This window comes from Stenotrophomonas sp. YJH_SMC_131, from assembly GCF_059367975.1.
In genome coordinates, this window is sequence record NZ_JCAFRJ010000001.1 from 132355 (window position 1) to 149701 (window position 17347).

Sequence of the window (17347 nt, forward strand, 5' to 3'; positions counted from 1 at the left end):
ACCCGATCGCATGGCCCGCCCCCACCGGACCGGCATCGCCTCTTCCACTGCCAGCCTGGCGGGCGGAGCGATGCTGTCCGTGGTGTCCGCCGATGCGGGTTCTGCCCGCCGCCAGCCCTTCCGGGAGACCCTTGCATGACCCTGTCCGATCCGCGCCGCGCCCTGCTTCCACTCGCCCTGGCCCTGGCCTGTGCGACCACTGCGATGCCGGTGCTGGCACAGGGGCTGCAGACCTCGTTCGAGCCCGGCGAACCTGCCCCGACGCAGGCCGCGGGTGCACTTCAGGTCACGATCGGCAACGGCCCTGCGGCGCCTTACGCGGCCAAGCGCAACGCCGGCTACAGCGGCCTGCATGCACTGCGCTACAGCAGCGAAGGCGGCAGCGCGCGGCGCGAACTGTTCAAGGCCGACCTGCCCATCGAGGCCGATACCACGCTGTCGTGGCTGGTGCTGCCGGAGATCGTCGGCAAGGACACCGTCGCTTCGACCTATGTCTCGCTGGACCTGCTGCTGGACGATGGCAGCCGCGTGTCGGCCGGTGCGGCGCGCGACCAGCATGGGGTGGCGATCGGCGCACGCGCGCAGGGCGAATCGAAGACGCTGTACCCGCAACAGTGGGCGCGCAAGGCAGTGCGGCTGGGCGACGTACCCACGCTGAAGGGCCGCCGCGTGGTGGCGATCGAGCTGGAGGTGGCCAGTGCCGAGGGCGCGCCGGTCTCTGGCTGGATTGATGACGTGCGCCTGGACGCACAGCCGCGGCAGCAGCCACAGCGCGTCTCCGACTGGGTGCTGACCACCCGCGGCACCCAAGCCAACGGCACCTTCTCGCGCGGCAACAATTTCCCGGCCACGGCGGTGCCGCACGGCTTCAACTTCTGGACCCCGGTGACCGATGCCGGCGCACTGAACTGGCTGTACCGCTGGAACGAACAGAACGACGCACAGAACCGCCCGCAGCTGCAGGCGCTTGCGCTGAGCCACCAGCCCAGCCCGTGGATGGGTGACCGCCAGACCTTCCAGGTGATGCCCTCGGCCAGCCGTGGCGTGCCCGAGGCCGACCGCCGCAAGCGCGCGCTGTCGTTCGATCGCCGCCATGAAAGCGCGCGCCCCTACCGCTACGACGTGCGCTTCGACAACGGCATCGCTGCCGCCATCGCGCCGACCGATCATGCCGCGTTGTTCCGCTTCGACTTCCCCGAAGGCGGTGACGCCAACCTGCTGTTCGACAACGTCGATGCACGTGGTGGCCTGACTCTGGATGCCGCCACACAGACGCTGTCGGGCTACACCGATACGCGCAGCGGCCTGTCCAACGGCGCCAGCCGCATGTACGTGGTGGCCAGCTTCGACAAGCCCTGGCGCAGCAGCGGCCGCCTCGACACCGGGCGCCCGACCGGCTACATCAAGTTCGATGCCGGCAGCGAGCGGCGGGTGACGATGCGCATCGCCACCTCGCTGATCTCGGTGGAGCAGGCGCGGCACAACCTCGCACTGGAAATCGCCGCCGCCGATACGCTGGAGAGCGTGGCCGGCCGCGCACAGGACGCGTGGGACGCGCGCCTGGCCCGCTTCGACATCGGCGATGCCAGCGACGACCAGAAGACCACGCTGTACTCCAGCCTGTACCGGCTGTACCTGTACCCGAATTCCGGCCACGAGAACGTGGGCAGCGCCGCCGCACCGGAGTGGCGCTACGCCAACCAGGCCAGCGCCAGCGATGACAACACCGAAGGCAGCGCGACCCGCAGTTACGCCGGCGTGCGCGATGGCAAGGTGTTCGTCAACAACGGCTTCTGGGACACCTTCCGCACCACCTGGCCGGCCTATGCACTGTTCACGCCCGACGATGCCGGCCAGCTAGTGCAGGGCTTCATCGAGCAGTACCGCGCCGGCGGCTGGATCGCACGCTGGTCGTCGCCGGGCTATGCGGACCTGATGGTCGGTACCAGCTCGGACGTGGCCTTCGCCGATGCGTGGCTGAAGGGCATCGGCGGTTTCGATCCGGCCGAGGCCTACGCCGCCGCGCTGAAGAACGCGACCGTGGTCCCGCCCGACCGCCATGTCGGCCGCAAGGGCATGGACCGTTCGACCTTCCGTGGCTACGCCAGCGCGGACGTGCATGAAGGCATGTCGTGGACGATGGAAGGCGCACTCAATGATTTCGGCATCGCCAACATGGCCGACGCGCTGGCCAAGCGTGCGACCACGCCGGCCGCACGCGAGCGCTACAGCACCGAGGCCGACTACTTCCGCTATCGCGCCGCCAGCTACACGACGATGTTCGATCCGGCCGCCGGCTTCTTCCAGGGCCGCACTGCCGATGGCCAGTGGCGCGTGGACGCGAAGGACTACGACCCGCGCGTGTGGGGCCACGACTACACCGAGTCCAATGGCTGGACCTTCGCCTTCACCGCTGCCCACGATGGCGAAGGCCTGGCCGCGCTGTACGGTGGCCGCGACAAGCTGGCGGCGAAACTGGATGCCTTCTTCGCCACGCCGGAAACCGCAGACCCGGCACTGGCCGGTTCCTACGGCGGCACCATCCACGAGATGACCGAGGCGCGCGACGTGCGCATGGGCATGTACGCGCACAGCAACCAGCCGGCGCACCACATCCCGTGGATGTACCTGTACGCCGGGCAGCCGTGGAAGACCCAGCAGCACGTGCGCGAGATCCTGTCGCGGCTGTACGTCGGCAGCGAGATCGGCCAAGGCTATCCGGGCGACGAGGACAATGGCGAGACCTCGGCGTGGTACGTGCTGGCCTCGCTGGGCCTGTACCCGCTGCGCATGGGCGCCCCGGAGTATGTGATCGGTTCGCCGGCCTTCCGCCACGCGCGGGTGGAACTGCAGGGCGGCGCGGTGCTGACCGTGAACGCGGCCAACAATTCGCGAGAGAACGTCTACGTGCAGTCGCTGAAGATCAACGGCACGCCCTGGACGAAGACCTGGGTGCCGCACGAGCTGATCGCCAGGGGCGCGACGCTGGACTTCGTGATGGGCCCGCAGCCGTCGCGCTGGGGCAGCGGCGTGGATGACGTGCCGCGCTCGCTGACCGCCCGTGGCCAGCGCCCGCAGCTGCTGCACGACCTGCTCGGCAGCGGCGCGAAGGCAACACTGGCCGATGGCCGCGCCCTGCCGGCGCTGGTCGATGACGATGCGGCCACCACCGTCGGCCTGGGTGGCGGCGCGACCATCGCACTGACCGGCCTGAGCAATGGCACGCCGACGATGTATACGCTGACCAGCGGTGACGGCCGCATCCAGGGCGGCGAATGGACGCTGGAAGCGCGCAATGGCAACGGCCACTGGACCGTGCTCGACCAGCGCAGCGGCGAAGCCTTCGAGTCTGCCCGCCAGACCCGTCCGTTCCGCATCGCCAGACCCGGTCGTTACAGCGAGTACCGGCTGCGCCTGGCCGCGCCGGGCCGGCTGCCGCTGGCGGAGATCGAACTGTTGGCGCCCAGCGCCGTACAATGAGCCCTATGCGCTACCGTCTGTTGCCTCTGGCCCTTGTTGCCCTTTCCTTCTCCAGCTTCGGCCAGACCCAGGCCTTTGATGCGCAGCTGACCCGCGACGGCGTGACGCTGAACTACCAGGACGCCCGTGGCGCCCTGGCCGCGCCGCAGCGCAAGCGGGTGATCGATACGTTCTACTTCGCCTACCTGCGCGAACGTGCGGACTTCCACCCGGCCGCGCCATCGATGGTGCGCATCGTGATCGATCCGGCCTACAGCGGGATCGCCTTCGTCGGTGACAAGGACCAGGCGGCAACGATCACCATCAATCCGGGTTGGCTGGCGCAGCACCCCAACGACATCGACCTGGTCACCCATGAGGCCATGCACATCGTGCAGGGCTATCCGGGCCATGGCGACGCACGGGTGCCGGGTTGGCTGGTGGAGGGCATCGCCGACTACGCACGCGACCGCTACGGCATGGACAATGCCGCCGCGGGCTGGTCGCTGCCGGGCAAGGTCGAGAAGGGTCAGAACTTCGACAGCGGCTACCGGGTCACCGGTGCGTTCCTGAAATGGGCCGACGCCGAACACCCGGGCCTGGTGCTGGCACTGGACACGGCCCTGCGCGATGGCCGCTATGCACCGGCGCTGTGGCAGAAGCACACCGGCAAGGCACTGCCCGCACTGTGGGCCCAGTACGCCAAGCCGCGGTCGGATGCACCGCCGCCGGCCCCTGCACGCCGCGGCAAGCGGCGCTGACTGGCTGGTCAACTGGGAATTGGGGCGACTGGGTAGAGTCGACTGTTAGTCGACTGACTTTCGTACAGCCCCCGAAAACCCCGCGCTTCGCGCGATAGTCGACCAACGGTCGACTCTACCTCGCTGCTTTCTACGCCTCAGCGCGACTGCACGAAACCGGCGTACAGCGCGAACAGCTGCTGGAAATATCGCCGCGTGACTCGATTACGCATGACACCCTCGCCCATGAAAGTTGGTCGGGCCCAGGGTGGGAAGGCCGGTCCGGTACCTTCCCACGGCCGGGCCGCGTGGGCGTATTGGGCCGCAACGGCGTTGCAGGGAAATGACCGGGCGGCGTAGCGCGTGTGGCAGGTTCTGCGGCCGTTGCGGCAAATGAAAACACCGGGCAATGCCCGGTGTTTTCACCTGCGCCGACGTCCAGCCGCGCCAGCGCCATCATTCTCCCGACCAGGAGCCCCTTCTTGTTGAAGGGGCGCGCCGAAGGCGGGGGTAGAGGAAGAATGCGTGGGCAGCGGAAGTGGGAAAGAAGGCTTATGCCTTCTTTTCCGCTTCCAGCTGCTTGCGGATCTGCGCATCGACCGCCGCGATCGCGGTCATGTTCAGGATCCGGCGCGAAGTGGCGCTGGTGGTCAGGATATGCACCGGCTTGTTCACGCCCATCAGGATCGGGCCGATCGCCACGCCATCGGTGAACACGCGCACCAGGTTGTAGGCGATGTTGGCCGCTTCCAGGTTCGGCAGCACGAACAGGTTGGCGCGGCCCTGCAGGGTCGAGCCCGGCAGCAGCTTCTGGCGCAGCGCTTCATCCCATGCGGTGTCGCCTTGCATTTCGCCGTCCACGTTCAGGCGCGGGTTGCGCTTGAGCAGCAGCTCGCGCACCTGGCGCATCTTCAGCGCGTCCTTCGAATCGTGGCTGCCGAAGTTGGAGTGCGACAGCAGCGCGACCTTCGGCTCGATGCCGAACAACTTCATGCGGTAGGCCGCCTGCAGGGTCGCTTCGCACAGCTGCTCGGCGGTCGGGTCTTCCTGCACGTGGGTATCGACGAAGAAGAACACGCCCTGCTGGTTGATCACGCCGGTCATCGCCGAGGTCGAGGTGACCTTCGGCTCCAGCGGCAGCACGCTGCGCACGTAGCCCAGCTTCTTGTGGAAGCGGCCGACGATGCCGGTCAGCATCGCATCGGCTTCGCCACGCGCCACCATCACTGCTGCGATCAGGGTCGGGCGCGAACGCATCAGGTTCTTCGCCGCGGCCACGGTCACGCCACGACGGCCGGTCAGGCCATGGTAGTACTGCCAGTATTCGTTGAAGCGCGGGTCATCGTTGATGTTGGTGACTTCAACGTTCTCGCCGATCTTCAGGCGCAGGCCGAGGCGTTCGATGCGCGACTCGATCACTTCCGGGCGGCCGATCAGGATCGGGTGCGCCAGGCCGTCATCGACCACGTTCTGCACCGCCTGCAGCACCACTTCCTCTTCGCCTTCGGCGTACACCACGCGCTGCTTGTCGCTGCGCGCGCGGTCGTAGACCGGCTTCATCATCAGGCTGGTGCGGTAGACGAACTGGGCCAGCTTGTCGCGGTAGGCGCCCATGTCGTCGATCGGGCGCGAGGCCACGCCCGAATCCATTGCGGCCTGGGCCACGGCGGCCGACAGCTCCACCAGCAGGCGACGGTCGAACGGACGCGGGATCAGGTATTCACGGCCGAAGCTCGGGGTGTCACCGCCATAGGCCGAGCCCATGTCGGTGGCGGCGCGGCGGGCCAGTGCAGCGATGGCACGCACGCAGGCGATCTTCATTTCCTCGTTGATCGCGGTGGCGCCCACGTCCAGCGCACCACGGAACAGGTACGGGAAGCACAGCACGTTGTTGACCTGGTTCGGGTAGTCCGAACGGCCGGTGCCGATGATCGCGTCCGGACGGGCGGCGCGCGCCAGTTCCGGCATGATTTCCGGGGTCGGGTTGGCCAGTGCGAAGATCACCGGATCCGGCGCCATGGTCTTGACCATGTCGGCGGTCAGGATGCCCGGCGCCGACAGGCCCAGGAAGATGTCCGCGCCGTCGACGATCTCGGCCAGGGTGCGCTTGTCGGTGTCGCGCGCATAGCGCTGCTTTTCCGGATCCAGGTCGGTACGACCGGTGTGGATCACGCCCTCGCGGTCGAAGGCCAGGATGTTTTCCGGCTTCAGGCCCAGCTGCACCAGCATGTTCACGCAGGAAATGCCGGCCGCGCCCATGCCCGTGGTCGCCAGCTTCACGTCCTCGATCTTCTTGCCGGTGATCGCCATGGCGTTGAGCACCGCCGCGCCGACGATGATCGCCGTGCCGTGCTGGTCGTCATGGAACACCGGGATCTTCATGCGCTCGCGCAGCTTGCGCTCGACCACGAAGCATTCCGGCGCCTTGATGTCTTCCAGGTTGATGCCGCCGAAGGTCGGTTCCAGCGAGGCGATGATGTCGACCAGCTTGTCCGGGTCGGTCTCGTCGACTTCGATGTCGAACACATCGATGCCGGCGAACTTCTGGAACAGCACGCCCTTGCCTTCCATCACCGGCTTGCCGGCCAGCGCGCCGATGTTGCCCAGGCCCAGCACCGCGGTGCCGTTGGAGATCACCGCCACCAGGTTGCCGCGGGCAGTCAGCTCGCTGGCCTGCTGCGGGTCGGCCTTGATCGCTTCACAGGCGTACGCCACGCCCGGCGAATACGCCAGCGACAGGTCGCGCTGGGTCAGCATGGGCTTGGTAGCGGAAACCTTGATCTTTCCCGGCGGGGACATCCGGTGGTAATCGAGGGCGGCCTGTTTGAAATCTTCGTTGGACATCGATGTGGGTTACATGAATGGGCAGAAGGGACAGGGGATGATACCCCCGTTGGAGCGTCTGGACCTGTCGCTATCCTGTCGCAAGCATGCTGCGACCGCACAATTCCGTGCCGTATGCGACGGTACCGGGATGTCAGCTTCGGCGTTGCCCATGACAGCCATGGGACGCCCTGAAACGCCGCGGGGCCGTACCACTGTCGTGACCGGCCCCGCGGTACCACACACCTGGATCAGCCCTTGGCCGGCAGTGCCTCGGGCAGCGCATCGACCGGCGGCGGCAGTTCGCTTTCGCGGCCATCCAGCGCCAGCTTCAGGCGGTTGCGGTCCAGCGCGCCTTCCCAGCGCGAGACCACCACGGTGGCCACGGCATTGCCGATGAAGTTGGTCAGCGAGCGGCATTCGCTCATGAAGCGGTCCACGCCCAGGATCAGCGCCATGCCGGCAACCGGCACTTCCGGCACGACGGCCAGGGTGGCGGCCAGGGTGATGAAGCCCGCGCCGGTGACGCCGGCCGCGCCCTTGGAGCTGAGCATGGCGACCAGCAGCAGGGCGATCTGGTGGCCCAGGGTCAGTTCGGTGTTGGTGGCCTGGGCGATGAACAGCGCCGCCAGGGTCATGTAGATGTTGGTGCCGTCCAGGTTGAACGAGTAGCCGGTCGGGACCACCAGGCCCACCACCGACTTGCTGCAGCCGGCGCGTTCCATCTTCTCCATCAGCGACGGCAGCGCCGACTCCGACGACGAGGTGCCGAGCACCAGCAGCAGTTCGGCCTTCAGGTAGCGCGCCAGCTTGAACACCGAGAAGCCGCACAGGCGGCAGACCACGCCGAGGATCACCGCCACGAACAGGAAGGCGGTGAGGTAGAACGAGCCCACCAGCCAGGCCAGGTTGATCAGCGAGCCGACGCCGTACTTGCCGATGGTGAAGGCGATCGCACCGAAGGCGCCGATCGGGGCGGCCTTCATCAGGATGTGCACCAGCTTGAACACCGGAGCGACCAGCGCCTCCAGGAAGTTCAGCACCGGCTTGCCCTTCTCGCCCACCATCGCCAGCGCGATGCCGAACAGCACGGCCACGAACAGCACCTGCAGGATGTTGCCGTCGACGAACGCGCTGAGCAGCGTCTTCGGGATGATGTCCATCAGGAAGCCGACCAGGGTCAGGTCGTGCGACTTCTCGACGTAGCTGTGCACCGCGGTCTGGTCCAGCTCGGCCGGGTTGATGTTCATGCCGGCGCCGGGCTGCACCACGTGCGCCACGATCATGCCGACGATCAGCGCCAGCGTGGAGAAGAACAGGAAGTACGCCATCGCCTTGGCAAAGACCCGGCCCACCGTACGCAGGTGGGTCATGCTGGCGATGCCGGTGACGATGGTGAGGAAGATCACCGGCGCGATGATCATCTTCACCAGGTTGATGAACGCATCACCGAGCGGCTTCATCTTCTCGCCGATCAACGGCTCGTAATGGCCGAGGATGGCGCCCAGGACGATCGCCACGATCACCTGGAAGTACAGCTGGCGATAGATCGGCAACGGCTTTGCAGGCACCGGTGCTGCGGTCGGGATGTGCATGGCGGACTCCGGAAGGGGCGTTTTCAGGCACGTACGGCCCCGGAGCTGCACGGGAACCGTTACCGTGGAAACTGATCGCAGGCCCTGTGCAGCACGCACAGGAGGTGCGACCAATGGACGCCTTTGTACGCGCCAGGCACGCCAGCGCAGATAACCTATTGGTACTAGCCTCCCGGTTCAGGTGGCACAGGTGCCTACACTGGCGCCGCACCGCCCGATCCTGGGGAGGCTGGTGGCCCGGGCTGAACGGCTGGGTGAGTCTTTGCGAAAGTTCCGGCCCTTGCGGCCGTTGATGTCCTGTCCACACGCAATCTGAGAGAGCCGCACCCAACATGCGCCCGAATCCCACCTTGCTGGCCCTGTCGCTGGCCGCCCTTCCCGCCTTCGCCTCGGCCGCCGATTTCGACAACTGGCCGACCAAGTACACCTTCGGTGATGGCACCGAGCTGGCGGCCACCGCCAACATCGCCTACGACTACAACGACTTCTCCTCGGCCAGTGGCCTCGAGGACGACGATGCCGTGCGCCGCAAGGAATTCGGCGCGACGCTGAAAAAGAAGGGCGTCTACGATGCGATGGTCTACTACGACTTCCAGGCCGATACCTGGCTGGACGTGTTCGTGCGCTTCGAGAGCAAGGCCTTCTTCGGCCGTAACGTCGGCCGCTTCCGCTTCGGCTACATGAAGACCCCGGTCGGCCTGGATGCGAACACCTCTTCGCGTGCCGGCAGCTTCCTGGAAACCTCGCTGCCGGTGCAGGCCTTCTACGAAGGCCGCCGCACCGGCGTGGAGTGGGTGCTGGAGCGCCCGCAGTACCTGCTGCAGGCCGGGGCCTATGGCGGCAAGGACCTGCAGGGCGACAACCCCGGCACCACCCAGGCGGTGCGTGCGGTGTGGACGCCGGTGAAGGCACCGGGCGATGTGATCCACCTGGGCCTGGCCTACTCGCAGGAAAACCCGCGTGGCTACAGCGATGGCCGCGACGTGCATCACGAGGCCAGCGCCCGCCTGCGCGCGCGCCCGGAAGCCGGCCTGACCGACATCCGCTACGTCGATTCCGGTGCGCTGGTCACCGCCGACCAGATCCGCCGCACCGGCCTGGAAGGCATCTGGATCCGGGGCCCGTTCTCGCTGCAGGCCGAAGCGCTGCGCGCTACGGTCACCCGTCGTGACGGCAAGCCCGACTACACCGGCAGTGGCCAGTACGCGATGGCCAGCTGGGTGCTGACCGGCGAATCGCGTCCGTACAACGCCGGCGCGGTGGCCAACATCAAGCCGGCGCACAATTACGGCGCGGTCGAACTGCTGGCCCGATACAGCCGTCTCGACCTGGACGATGGCAGCATCCTCGGCGGCCGCCAGCACGACCTGACGCTGGGCGCGAACTGGTACCTGACCAGCCACTTCAAGTTCCAGGCCAACTACGTGAAGGTCGACGCCAGCCGTCGTGGCGTGCACAGCACGCCGGAGATCTTCGAACTGCGCGCGCAGATGCACTTCTGACCCCTTCCACGTCAGACCCCGGCGGGCGTGCACGCCACGCCCGCCGGCCCTGCGTAGACTGCCGCCATGTACTGGCTCAGCCGCCACCGGATGCTGTTGCTGACCCTGCTGGTGATGGTCGGCGGTACCGTGCTGTGCGCGGTCGCCGCCGGTCATTACGCCTGGCGGCGCGCGCTCGGCGAGGAAAGCAGCCAGGTGCAACGCCAGCTGCAGCTGTATGGCCAGGGCCTGCAACAGCGCATCGACCGCTTCGGCACCTTGCCGCAGGTGCTGGCACTTGACCCGGATCTGCTGCATGCACTGCGCGTGCCGCCCTCGCCCAGCGAACGGCAGCGGCTGAACCTCAAGCTGCAACGCGCCAACGAAGTCACCCGTGCCTCGACCCTGACCCTGGTCGGCCACGACGGTGTGGCGGTGGCGGCCAGCAACTGGGACCAGCCGACCACCAATGTCGGCGAGAACTACAGCTACCGCCCCTACTACCGCCAGGCGCTGGCGCAGGGCCGTGGCCGCTTCTACGGCATCGGCATGACCACCGGCGTGCCCGGCTATTACCTTTCGCAGGCCATCGAAGAAGACGGCAAGCGGCTGGGCGTGGTGGTGATCAAGGTCGAGTTGTCCGCGCTGGAGCAGGAATGGCTGAGCAGCCCGGACGTGGTGCTGGCCAGCGACGACCACGACGTGGTGTTCCTGGCCAACCGGGACAGCTGGCGCTACCGGCTGCTGCGCCCGCTGGGGGCCGATGAGCGCCGCGAGATGCTGGACGCCCGCCAGTACGCCGACCGCGCATTGCAGCCCCTGCGCGCACGCACCGAAGACGTGCTGGCCGATGGCGGCCGCATGGTGCGCCTGCTGGACCCGGCGCTGCCGCAGCCGATGCTGTGGCAGAGCCTGCCGCTGCCCGCCGAAGGCTGGAACCTGCACCTGCTGCACGATGCCGGTGCCGCCACCGGCGCCGGCCGCGCCGCAGCACTCACCGGTGGCGCTGCATGGCTGGCGCTGGGCTTCCTGGTGCTGTTCGTGCAGCAGCGCCGGCGACTGGCCAAGCATCGCCTGCGAAGCCGCCGCGAGCTGGAAACCCTGCTCAAGCAGCATGCACAGGAACTGCGTACCGCGCAGGATGGCCTGCTGCAGGCCGCCACCGATGCCGACAGCGGCCTCAGCCGCAGCCTCGAACACCTGCCGCAGGGCGTGGTGGTGATCGACCGCGAACTGCGCCTGGTCGCGTGGAATTCGCGCTATCTGGAACTGTTCCGCTTCCCGCAGGACCTGGTTCGCGTCGGCCGGCCGATCGAGGAACTGTTCCGCTTCAACGCACGCCGTGGCCTGCTTGGTCCGGGCCCGGTCGATGAAGCCATCGAGCGCCGCCTGAACCACCTGCGCAGCGGCCGCCCGCACATGCGCGAAAGCGAAAAAGACGATGGCACCGTGCTGGAAATCCGCGGCAACCCGCTGCCCGACGGCGGCTTCGTCACCAGCTATGCCGACATCACCAGCTACAAGAACGCCGCGCGCGAACTGCGCTCGCTGGCCGATGCGCTGGAACACCGCATCGCCGAGCGCACCCATGACCTGGAAGAAGCACGCCGCGAAGCCGAGCAGGCCAACCGCTACAAGACGCGATTCGTCGCCTCGGCCGTGCACGACCTGCTGCAGCCGCTCAACGCGGCGCGCATGTTCGTCTCGGTGCTGCGCGGCAAGCTGGGCGACCCGGCGCAGCAGCAGACTGCGGACCACATCGATGCTGCGCTGGCCGCGCAGGATGCGATCCTCAACAGCCTGCTGGATATCGCGCGCCTGGAATCCGGCAGCCTGCCGACCCGAGTGCAGGCGTTCCGGCTCGGGCCTTTGCTGCAGACGCTGGCGCGCGAATTCGGCATCGCCGCACAGTCGCGTGGCCTGGTGGTCGACTGGGTCGATACCGATGCGGTGGTGGTCAGCGATGAAGCCCTGCTGCGCCGAATCCTGCAGAACTTCCTGTCCAACGCGCTGCGCTACAGCGAACGCGGCCGCGTGCTGCTCGGCTGCCGTCGCCGTGAAGGCATGCTGTGGATCGAGGTGCACGACCAGGGCCCCGGCATTCCCGACGCATTGCAGGGCGAGATCTTCGAGGAGTTCCGCCGCCTGCACGACGGCCAGCAGCGCGGCGCCGGCCTTGGCCTGGCCATCGTCGATCGCATCGGCCGCCTGCTTGGGCATCCGATCCGGCTGCGCTCGCAGCTGGGCCAGGGCAGCGTGTTCGCGGTGGGCGTGCCGTTCGGCGAAGCCAGCGCGATTCCCGCTACTGCTCCCGTGCCGGTGCTGGTGCAGGAACCGGCGGCGGACAACCCGCTTCGCGGTCGCCGGGTGTGGGTGATCGACGACGATCCGCACGTGTGCGCGGCCAGCCGCGCGCTGCTGGAGCGCTGGGGCTGCGAGGTGGCGCTGGCCGATGGCCCACAGGCGGCGCTGCAGCTGGCAGCAACAGGCGCAGTACCGGAGCTGGTGCTGCTGGATGTGCGCATGGGCGATCACCATGGGCCGGTGCTGTACGAGACATTGGCCGAATTGTGGCAGGCCCGCCCGCCTGTAGTGCTGGTTACTGCCGAGCGCGATGCGGGATTGCGTGAGATGGCCGCCGAACGCGGCTGGGGGATGATGGCCAAGCCGGTGAAGCCGCCGGCGCTGCGGGCACTGATGAGTCAGTTGCTGATCCGCCATCGCGGGTAGTTTCCAGCCAACGGCGCAGCCCCTCGTGGGTGGTGTCTGGGTGGTCGCGGAAAGCAGAAGCCGCGGGTGGGCCGGTCGGGTTGGGTACGCGGGGGACGCCGTGAATCCGTCCCTGGAGGCTTGGCAGCCGCTTGCTCGTGTGCGCTGTCCTGCGCACACGGCAAGACCCGGGTTGGGCGTCCTGCCCAACCCGCCCGAGGCATGCCTCGGGCCCATGCGGCTGACACCCCCGCGCACCCAACCCGACCGGCGTCCGACAGATTTCGGTGGCCTGCACCCACGGAGAAGAAAATAAGATCAAAAGCGGGTCGCGCGCTGCGCTTGCTCGTGTAGAGCCGAGCCCATGCTCGGCTTCACGGACCGGCCAGAAAGCAGCCGAGCGTGGGCTCGGCTCTACAAAAAGCGGCCTGTCAGGCTGCCTTTGCTTTTGATCTTCTTTTCTCTTCCGTGGGTGGATGCGCACGGAACCTGTCCGTGGCCGGGTAGGTGGGCTGCGCAGGGGCGTGAGCCGCATGGATGCGGCGACCGAGCTTACATGGATGTACTTGCAGCGGCCCCTGTGCAGTCCATCTGCCCGGCCTCACCCATGAACTGCTCTACGTGTCCACCCACGAGGGGCTGCGCCGTTGGCTGGAAACTACAGCCCGATGCCGGCGTCGCCCTCGGGCTCCAGCGCCTTCACCAGCACCGCCGCCTGTGTGCGGCTGTGGCACTCGAGCTTCTTCAGGATGGCGGTGACGTGCACCTTCACCGTGTTCTCGGCCAGCCCCAGGGTGTAGGCGATCTGCTTGTTGAGGAGGCCGTCGGCCAGGCAGAGCAGCACGCGGAACTGCTGCGGGGTCAGCTGGGCCAGGCGGCTGGCCAGTAGTGCATCGGCCTCCGAACGCTCGGCGGCCATCGCCGGGAACCACAGGCCACCATCGAGCACCGCCTGCACGGCCTCGCCGATGGTCTCGGCCGGCGCGGACTTCGGGATGAAACCGGCGGCGCCGAACTGCTGGGCACGGCGGATCACCCGCGGATGGTCGTTGGAGGAAAGGATCACCACCGGGATGTCCGGATGCGAGCCGCGCACGTGCAGCAGCGCGGAAAAACCGTGCGCGCCGGGCATGGTCAGGTCGAGCAGCACCAAGTCCACGTCCGGCTGTGCGTCGAGCGCCTCGGCCAGCGCATCGGCACTGGCCACCTCGCGCACCTGCGCCAGCGGCAGGCTCTGCCGCAAGGACTGCACCACCGCCGAACGCAGCAGCGGGTGGTCGTCGGCGATCAGGATGGTGTATTCGCTCATGCCGCCATTGTACGGGCAGGCCGGAGCCTCAGCGCCCCGCCGGCTCGACGCTGCTGCGCCAGGCATCGAGGAACTGGCGGCGCTTGAGCGCATCCAGGTACACCAGCAGGCCCGGGCCGAGCTGGATCGGACGCCGGCTGCGGCCGGGCGCATCGCCGCCACGTGCGTTGCCGGTCACGATCGGCATCAGCCGCGCCTCGCGCGACAGCACCTGCTGGCCACGGGGCGACAGCAGGTAGTCGAGGAAGCGCCGCGCTTCTTCCGGGTGTGGGCCGGTACGCGGAATCACCGCGGTGCGCAGCACCACCAGCGTGTAGTCCTCAGGCTCGACGATGGCCAGTGGCGCGCCGGCATCGACACGTGCCTGCGCGTAGGAACCAAGCACGTTGTAGACCAGCGACAGCTCGCCGCTGGCCACCTTGTCCAGCAGCACGCCGGTGCGCTCTTCGCGCACCACGTCGTTGTCGCCGATCGCCCCCAGCAGCGCGCCGGCGATGCTGCCGCGCTGCGCATCCTGGGTTGCCAGCAGGTAGCCGACACTGCTGCGCTCGATGTCATAGGTGCCGACCCTGCCGCGCAGCGGTGCACCTTCGGCACGCAGCCGGTCCAGCAGCTGGCGGCGCGTGTGCGGCACCTTTGCCGACGGCAGTGCTCGGGTGTTGTAGACCATCACCACCGGCTCGTAGCTGATGCCGAAGGCCTCGTTGCGCCACTGCGCCCAGGCTGGCAGCGCAGCGGTCAGCGCCGAGCGATGTGGCAGCGCGTGGCCATCGTTGACCAGCTTGGTCTGCAGGTCCATGCCGCTGGAGATCAGCAGGTCCGGCGATGCCGGTCCACCGCGGTCGTGCAGGTAACGCGCGTACAGGTCCTGGGTGATGATGTCCTCGTACACCACCTCGGTGCCCGGGTGCAGCCGCTGGTAATCGGCAATCACCACCGCGAACACTTCGATGTCGGTAGTGCCGTGAATGCGCAGCTGCGCGGTGGCCGCCCCCTGTGCGGGAAAACGACGCACATCGCCGGGCGCCGCCAGCACCGGCAGGGCCAGCAGCAGGGCAACGGCCGTGGCAAACAGGCGGATCATGGACTGCTCCGTGGCAGGCGGATGGTGGCGATCAGCCCGCCCTGCGGGCGGTTGCTGAGGTCGATGCGGCCGCCGTGGCTGTCGACCACCCGCTTGACGATGGCCAGGCCCAGCCCGGCACCGCCGGATGGCGCGCCTTCGCCACGCGCGAAGCGCTCGAATACGCGTTCGGCATCGGCAGCCGCGATGCCTGCGCCATGGTCGGCGATGGTCAGCACGGCCTGCCCGCTTTCCACGGTCAGCGCGATCTGCAACGGGCCGTCGCCGCCGTACTTCAACGCGTTGTCGACCAGGTTCTTGATTGCCTCGCGCAGCAGCAGCGCGTCGCCATGCACCTGCACCGGCTCGGCAGTCATCGCCAGTTGCACGCGCGGTGCAGGGCTTGCCTGCGGCAGTGCTTCATGCAACGCCTGGTGCACGGTCTCGGCCAGATCCACCGCCGCAAAGCGTTGCAGGTGCGAACGATGGATCACGCTGGCATCGCTGAGCAGCTGGTTGAGCAGCCGGCTCATATGCGTGGCGTTGCGCTCGATCGCCTGCAGGCTGCGTCGCATGTCCTCCGGATCGTCATCATCCAGCGCCAACTGCGCCTGAGCTCGCAATGCCGCCAGTGGCGTGCGCATCTGATGTGCGGCCTCGGCCATGAACGCGCGCAGTGTCTCGTTGCTGCTGGACAGGCGTTCCATGAAGCGGTTCAACGCGGCCACCATCTGGTCCATCTCGCGCGGCACGCGGGCATCGAGCGGCTTCAGGTCGGACGGCTCGCGGCGCGACAGCTCGCGCTCCACCCGCACCAGCGGCCGGAACGCACGATGCACGCCGAACGCCACCAGCGCCAGCAGCAGCCCGGACAACACACCGATCGCCAGCAATGCACGATTGACCATGTCCTGCGCAACGGCTTCGCGCGCGCGCCGGGTCTGGCCCACCTGCACCTGCACCTCGCCCTGCGCGGAGGCCGCGGCGAAACTGCGGCCGACCACCACGAAGCGCACGGTTTCGCCGCTGTAGGGGGCGTCGAACAGCTGCGGCTGGGTACCGGGCCTGCGCGGCGGTGTCGGCAGATCACCGTAGCCGGTGATCAGCGTGCCGCGGCTGTCGGCCACCCGGTAGAACACGCGGTCCTCCGGCGCCATCGCCAGCAGGTCCAGCGCCGCATAGGGCAGATCGACCTGCCACTGGCCGTCGACCAGGGCCACCGAATCGGCGATGGACAGCGCCGAGGACACCAGCAGGTGATCGTAGGATCGGTTGGCGGCGCGCTGGCCGTAATCGCGTGCGGCGAACAGCAGGGCCACCGCGAACACCGCCAGCAGCACGCCGAGGTAGAGCAGCAGCGTGCGCCGCAGCGAACCCGGCGCCGCAGTCGCAGCACGCGTGTCAGCCATCGGCGTCGGCATGGGTATCGCTGGCTTCCAGCAGGTAACCGACGCCACGCACCGTGGTGATGCGCAGCGGCGCGCCCGCCAGCTTCTTTCTCAGGCGACCAACGTACAACTCGATGGCATTCGGGCCCGCTTCGTCATCGAAACCAAACAGGCCGTTGCCGATCTCGACCTTGCCGACCACCTGGCCAAGACGGCCGACCAGGATCTCCAGCAGGCGGTACTCGCGATTGGGCAGTTCGATCGGCTCCCCGTCGAGGCTGACCCGGTGCGCCGCGTTGTCGAACTGGAAGCCGCCAATCTGCACCACTTCGCTGGCCTGGCCGCGCGCACGCCGCAGCAGCACGCGGCAGCGCGCTTCGAACTCGCGGAAATCAAACGGCTTGCCCAGGTAGTCGTCGGCCCCCACATCCAGCGCCTGCACGCGATCTTCGATGCCGTCACGCGCGGTCAGCATCAGCACCGGCGTGCTGTCACCGCGCTCGCGCATGCCGGCCAGCACGCGCAGGCCATCGAGCTTGGGCAGGCCGATGTCCAGCACCACCAGGTCGAAGCTCTGGTAGCGCAGCACGCTGGCAGCGGCCAGGCCATCGGCCTGCCAGTCCACGGCGTGCCCGCTGCGGCGCATCCGGCGGATGATCGCATCGGCCAGATCCGGATTGTCTTCGACCAGCAGCAGGCGCATGGGCACACGGGTGGGAGGGGAACCGAATGCTACCGCATGCCGCCGCTGGGCTCGCCGGGCGCGGCACGGCGAGCCCA

At 67.9% G+C, this 17347-nt stretch carries 10 protein-coding genes; 4 read left to right on the forward strand and 6 right to left on the reverse strand.

The window, feature by feature from the left end; genetic code table 11:
- Positions 1-135: 135 nt before the first annotated feature.
- Together AC5P56_RS00570 and AC5P56_RS00575 are read left to right on the forward strand one after the other, a co-directional pair.
- On the forward strand, positions 136-3480 hold the full coding sequence (locus tag AC5P56_RS00570; protein WP_164077840.1) for a GH92 family glycosyl hydrolase: 3345 nt from the start codon (positions 136-138) through the stop codon (positions 3478-3480).
- On the forward strand, positions 3477-4220 hold the full coding sequence (locus AC5P56_RS00575; protein WP_053495634.1) for a basic secretory protein-like protein: 744 nt from the start codon (positions 3477-3479) through the stop codon (positions 4218-4220). Before AC5P56_RS00570 ends, AC5P56_RS00575 begins: the two co-directional genes overlap by 4 nt.
- A 531-nt stretch (positions 4221-4751) precedes the next feature.
- On the opposite strand, the gene AC5P56_RS00580 is transcribed toward AC5P56_RS00575, so the two are convergent.
- Complete coding sequence (locus AC5P56_RS00580) at positions 4752-7043, reverse strand: NADP-dependent malic enzyme (RefSeq protein ID WP_014648356.1); 2292 nt, start codon at positions 7041-7043, stop codon at positions 4752-4754.
- Positions 7044-7273: 230 nt separating this feature from the next.
- Complete coding sequence (locus AC5P56_RS00585; protein WP_014648357.1) at positions 7274-8617, reverse strand: dicarboxylate/amino acid:cation symporter; 1344 nt, start codon at positions 8615-8617, stop codon at positions 7274-7276.
- A gap of 332 nt (positions 8618-8949) precedes the next feature.
- Between AC5P56_RS00585 and AC5P56_RS00590 the strand changes: the two genes are divergently transcribed.
- Positions 8950-10119 carry an OprO/OprP family phosphate-selective porin gene (locus AC5P56_RS00590; RefSeq protein ID WP_495231386.1) on the forward strand — a complete coding sequence of 390 codons (1170 nt, stop codon included), beginning with the start codon at positions 8950-8952 and terminating at the stop codon, positions 10117-10119.
- 66 nt (positions 10120-10185) lie between these two features.
- On the forward strand, positions 10186-12828 hold the full coding sequence (locus AC5P56_RS00595) for a hybrid sensor histidine kinase/response regulator (RefSeq protein WP_049408085.1): 2643 nt from the start codon (positions 10186-10188) through the stop codon (positions 12826-12828).
- Positions 12829-13465: 637 nt separating this feature from the next.
- Here the strand turns inward: AC5P56_RS00595 and AC5P56_RS00600 are convergent.
- Genes AC5P56_RS00600 through AC5P56_RS00615 form a run of 4 tightly spaced genes read right to left on the reverse strand, consistent with a single transcriptional unit; the run spans position 13466 to position 17270 of the window.
- Entirely contained in the window at positions 13466-14116 is a 651-nt protein-coding gene (locus AC5P56_RS00600) for a response regulator (RefSeq protein ID WP_014648360.1), read from the reverse strand.
- A gap of 28 nt (positions 14117-14144) precedes the next feature.
- Entirely contained in the window at positions 14145-15200 is a 1056-nt protein-coding gene (locus tag AC5P56_RS00605) for an ABC transporter substrate-binding protein (RefSeq protein WP_227864218.1), read from the reverse strand.
- Positions 15197-16588, reverse strand: coding sequence for a sensor histidine kinase (locus tag AC5P56_RS00610; protein ID WP_014648362.1), 1392 nt, complete (start codon positions 16586-16588; stop codon positions 15197-15199). The genes AC5P56_RS00605 and AC5P56_RS00610 overlap by 4 nt, the downstream gene beginning before the upstream one ends.
- Positions 16581-17270: a response regulator gene (locus AC5P56_RS00615; RefSeq protein WP_495231387.1), complete on the reverse strand. Its 690-nt coding sequence runs from the start codon at positions 17268-17270 to the stop codon at positions 16581-16583. The genes AC5P56_RS00610 and AC5P56_RS00615 overlap by 8 nt, the downstream gene beginning before the upstream one ends.
- Between the last annotated feature and the right edge of the window lie 77 nt (positions 17271-17347).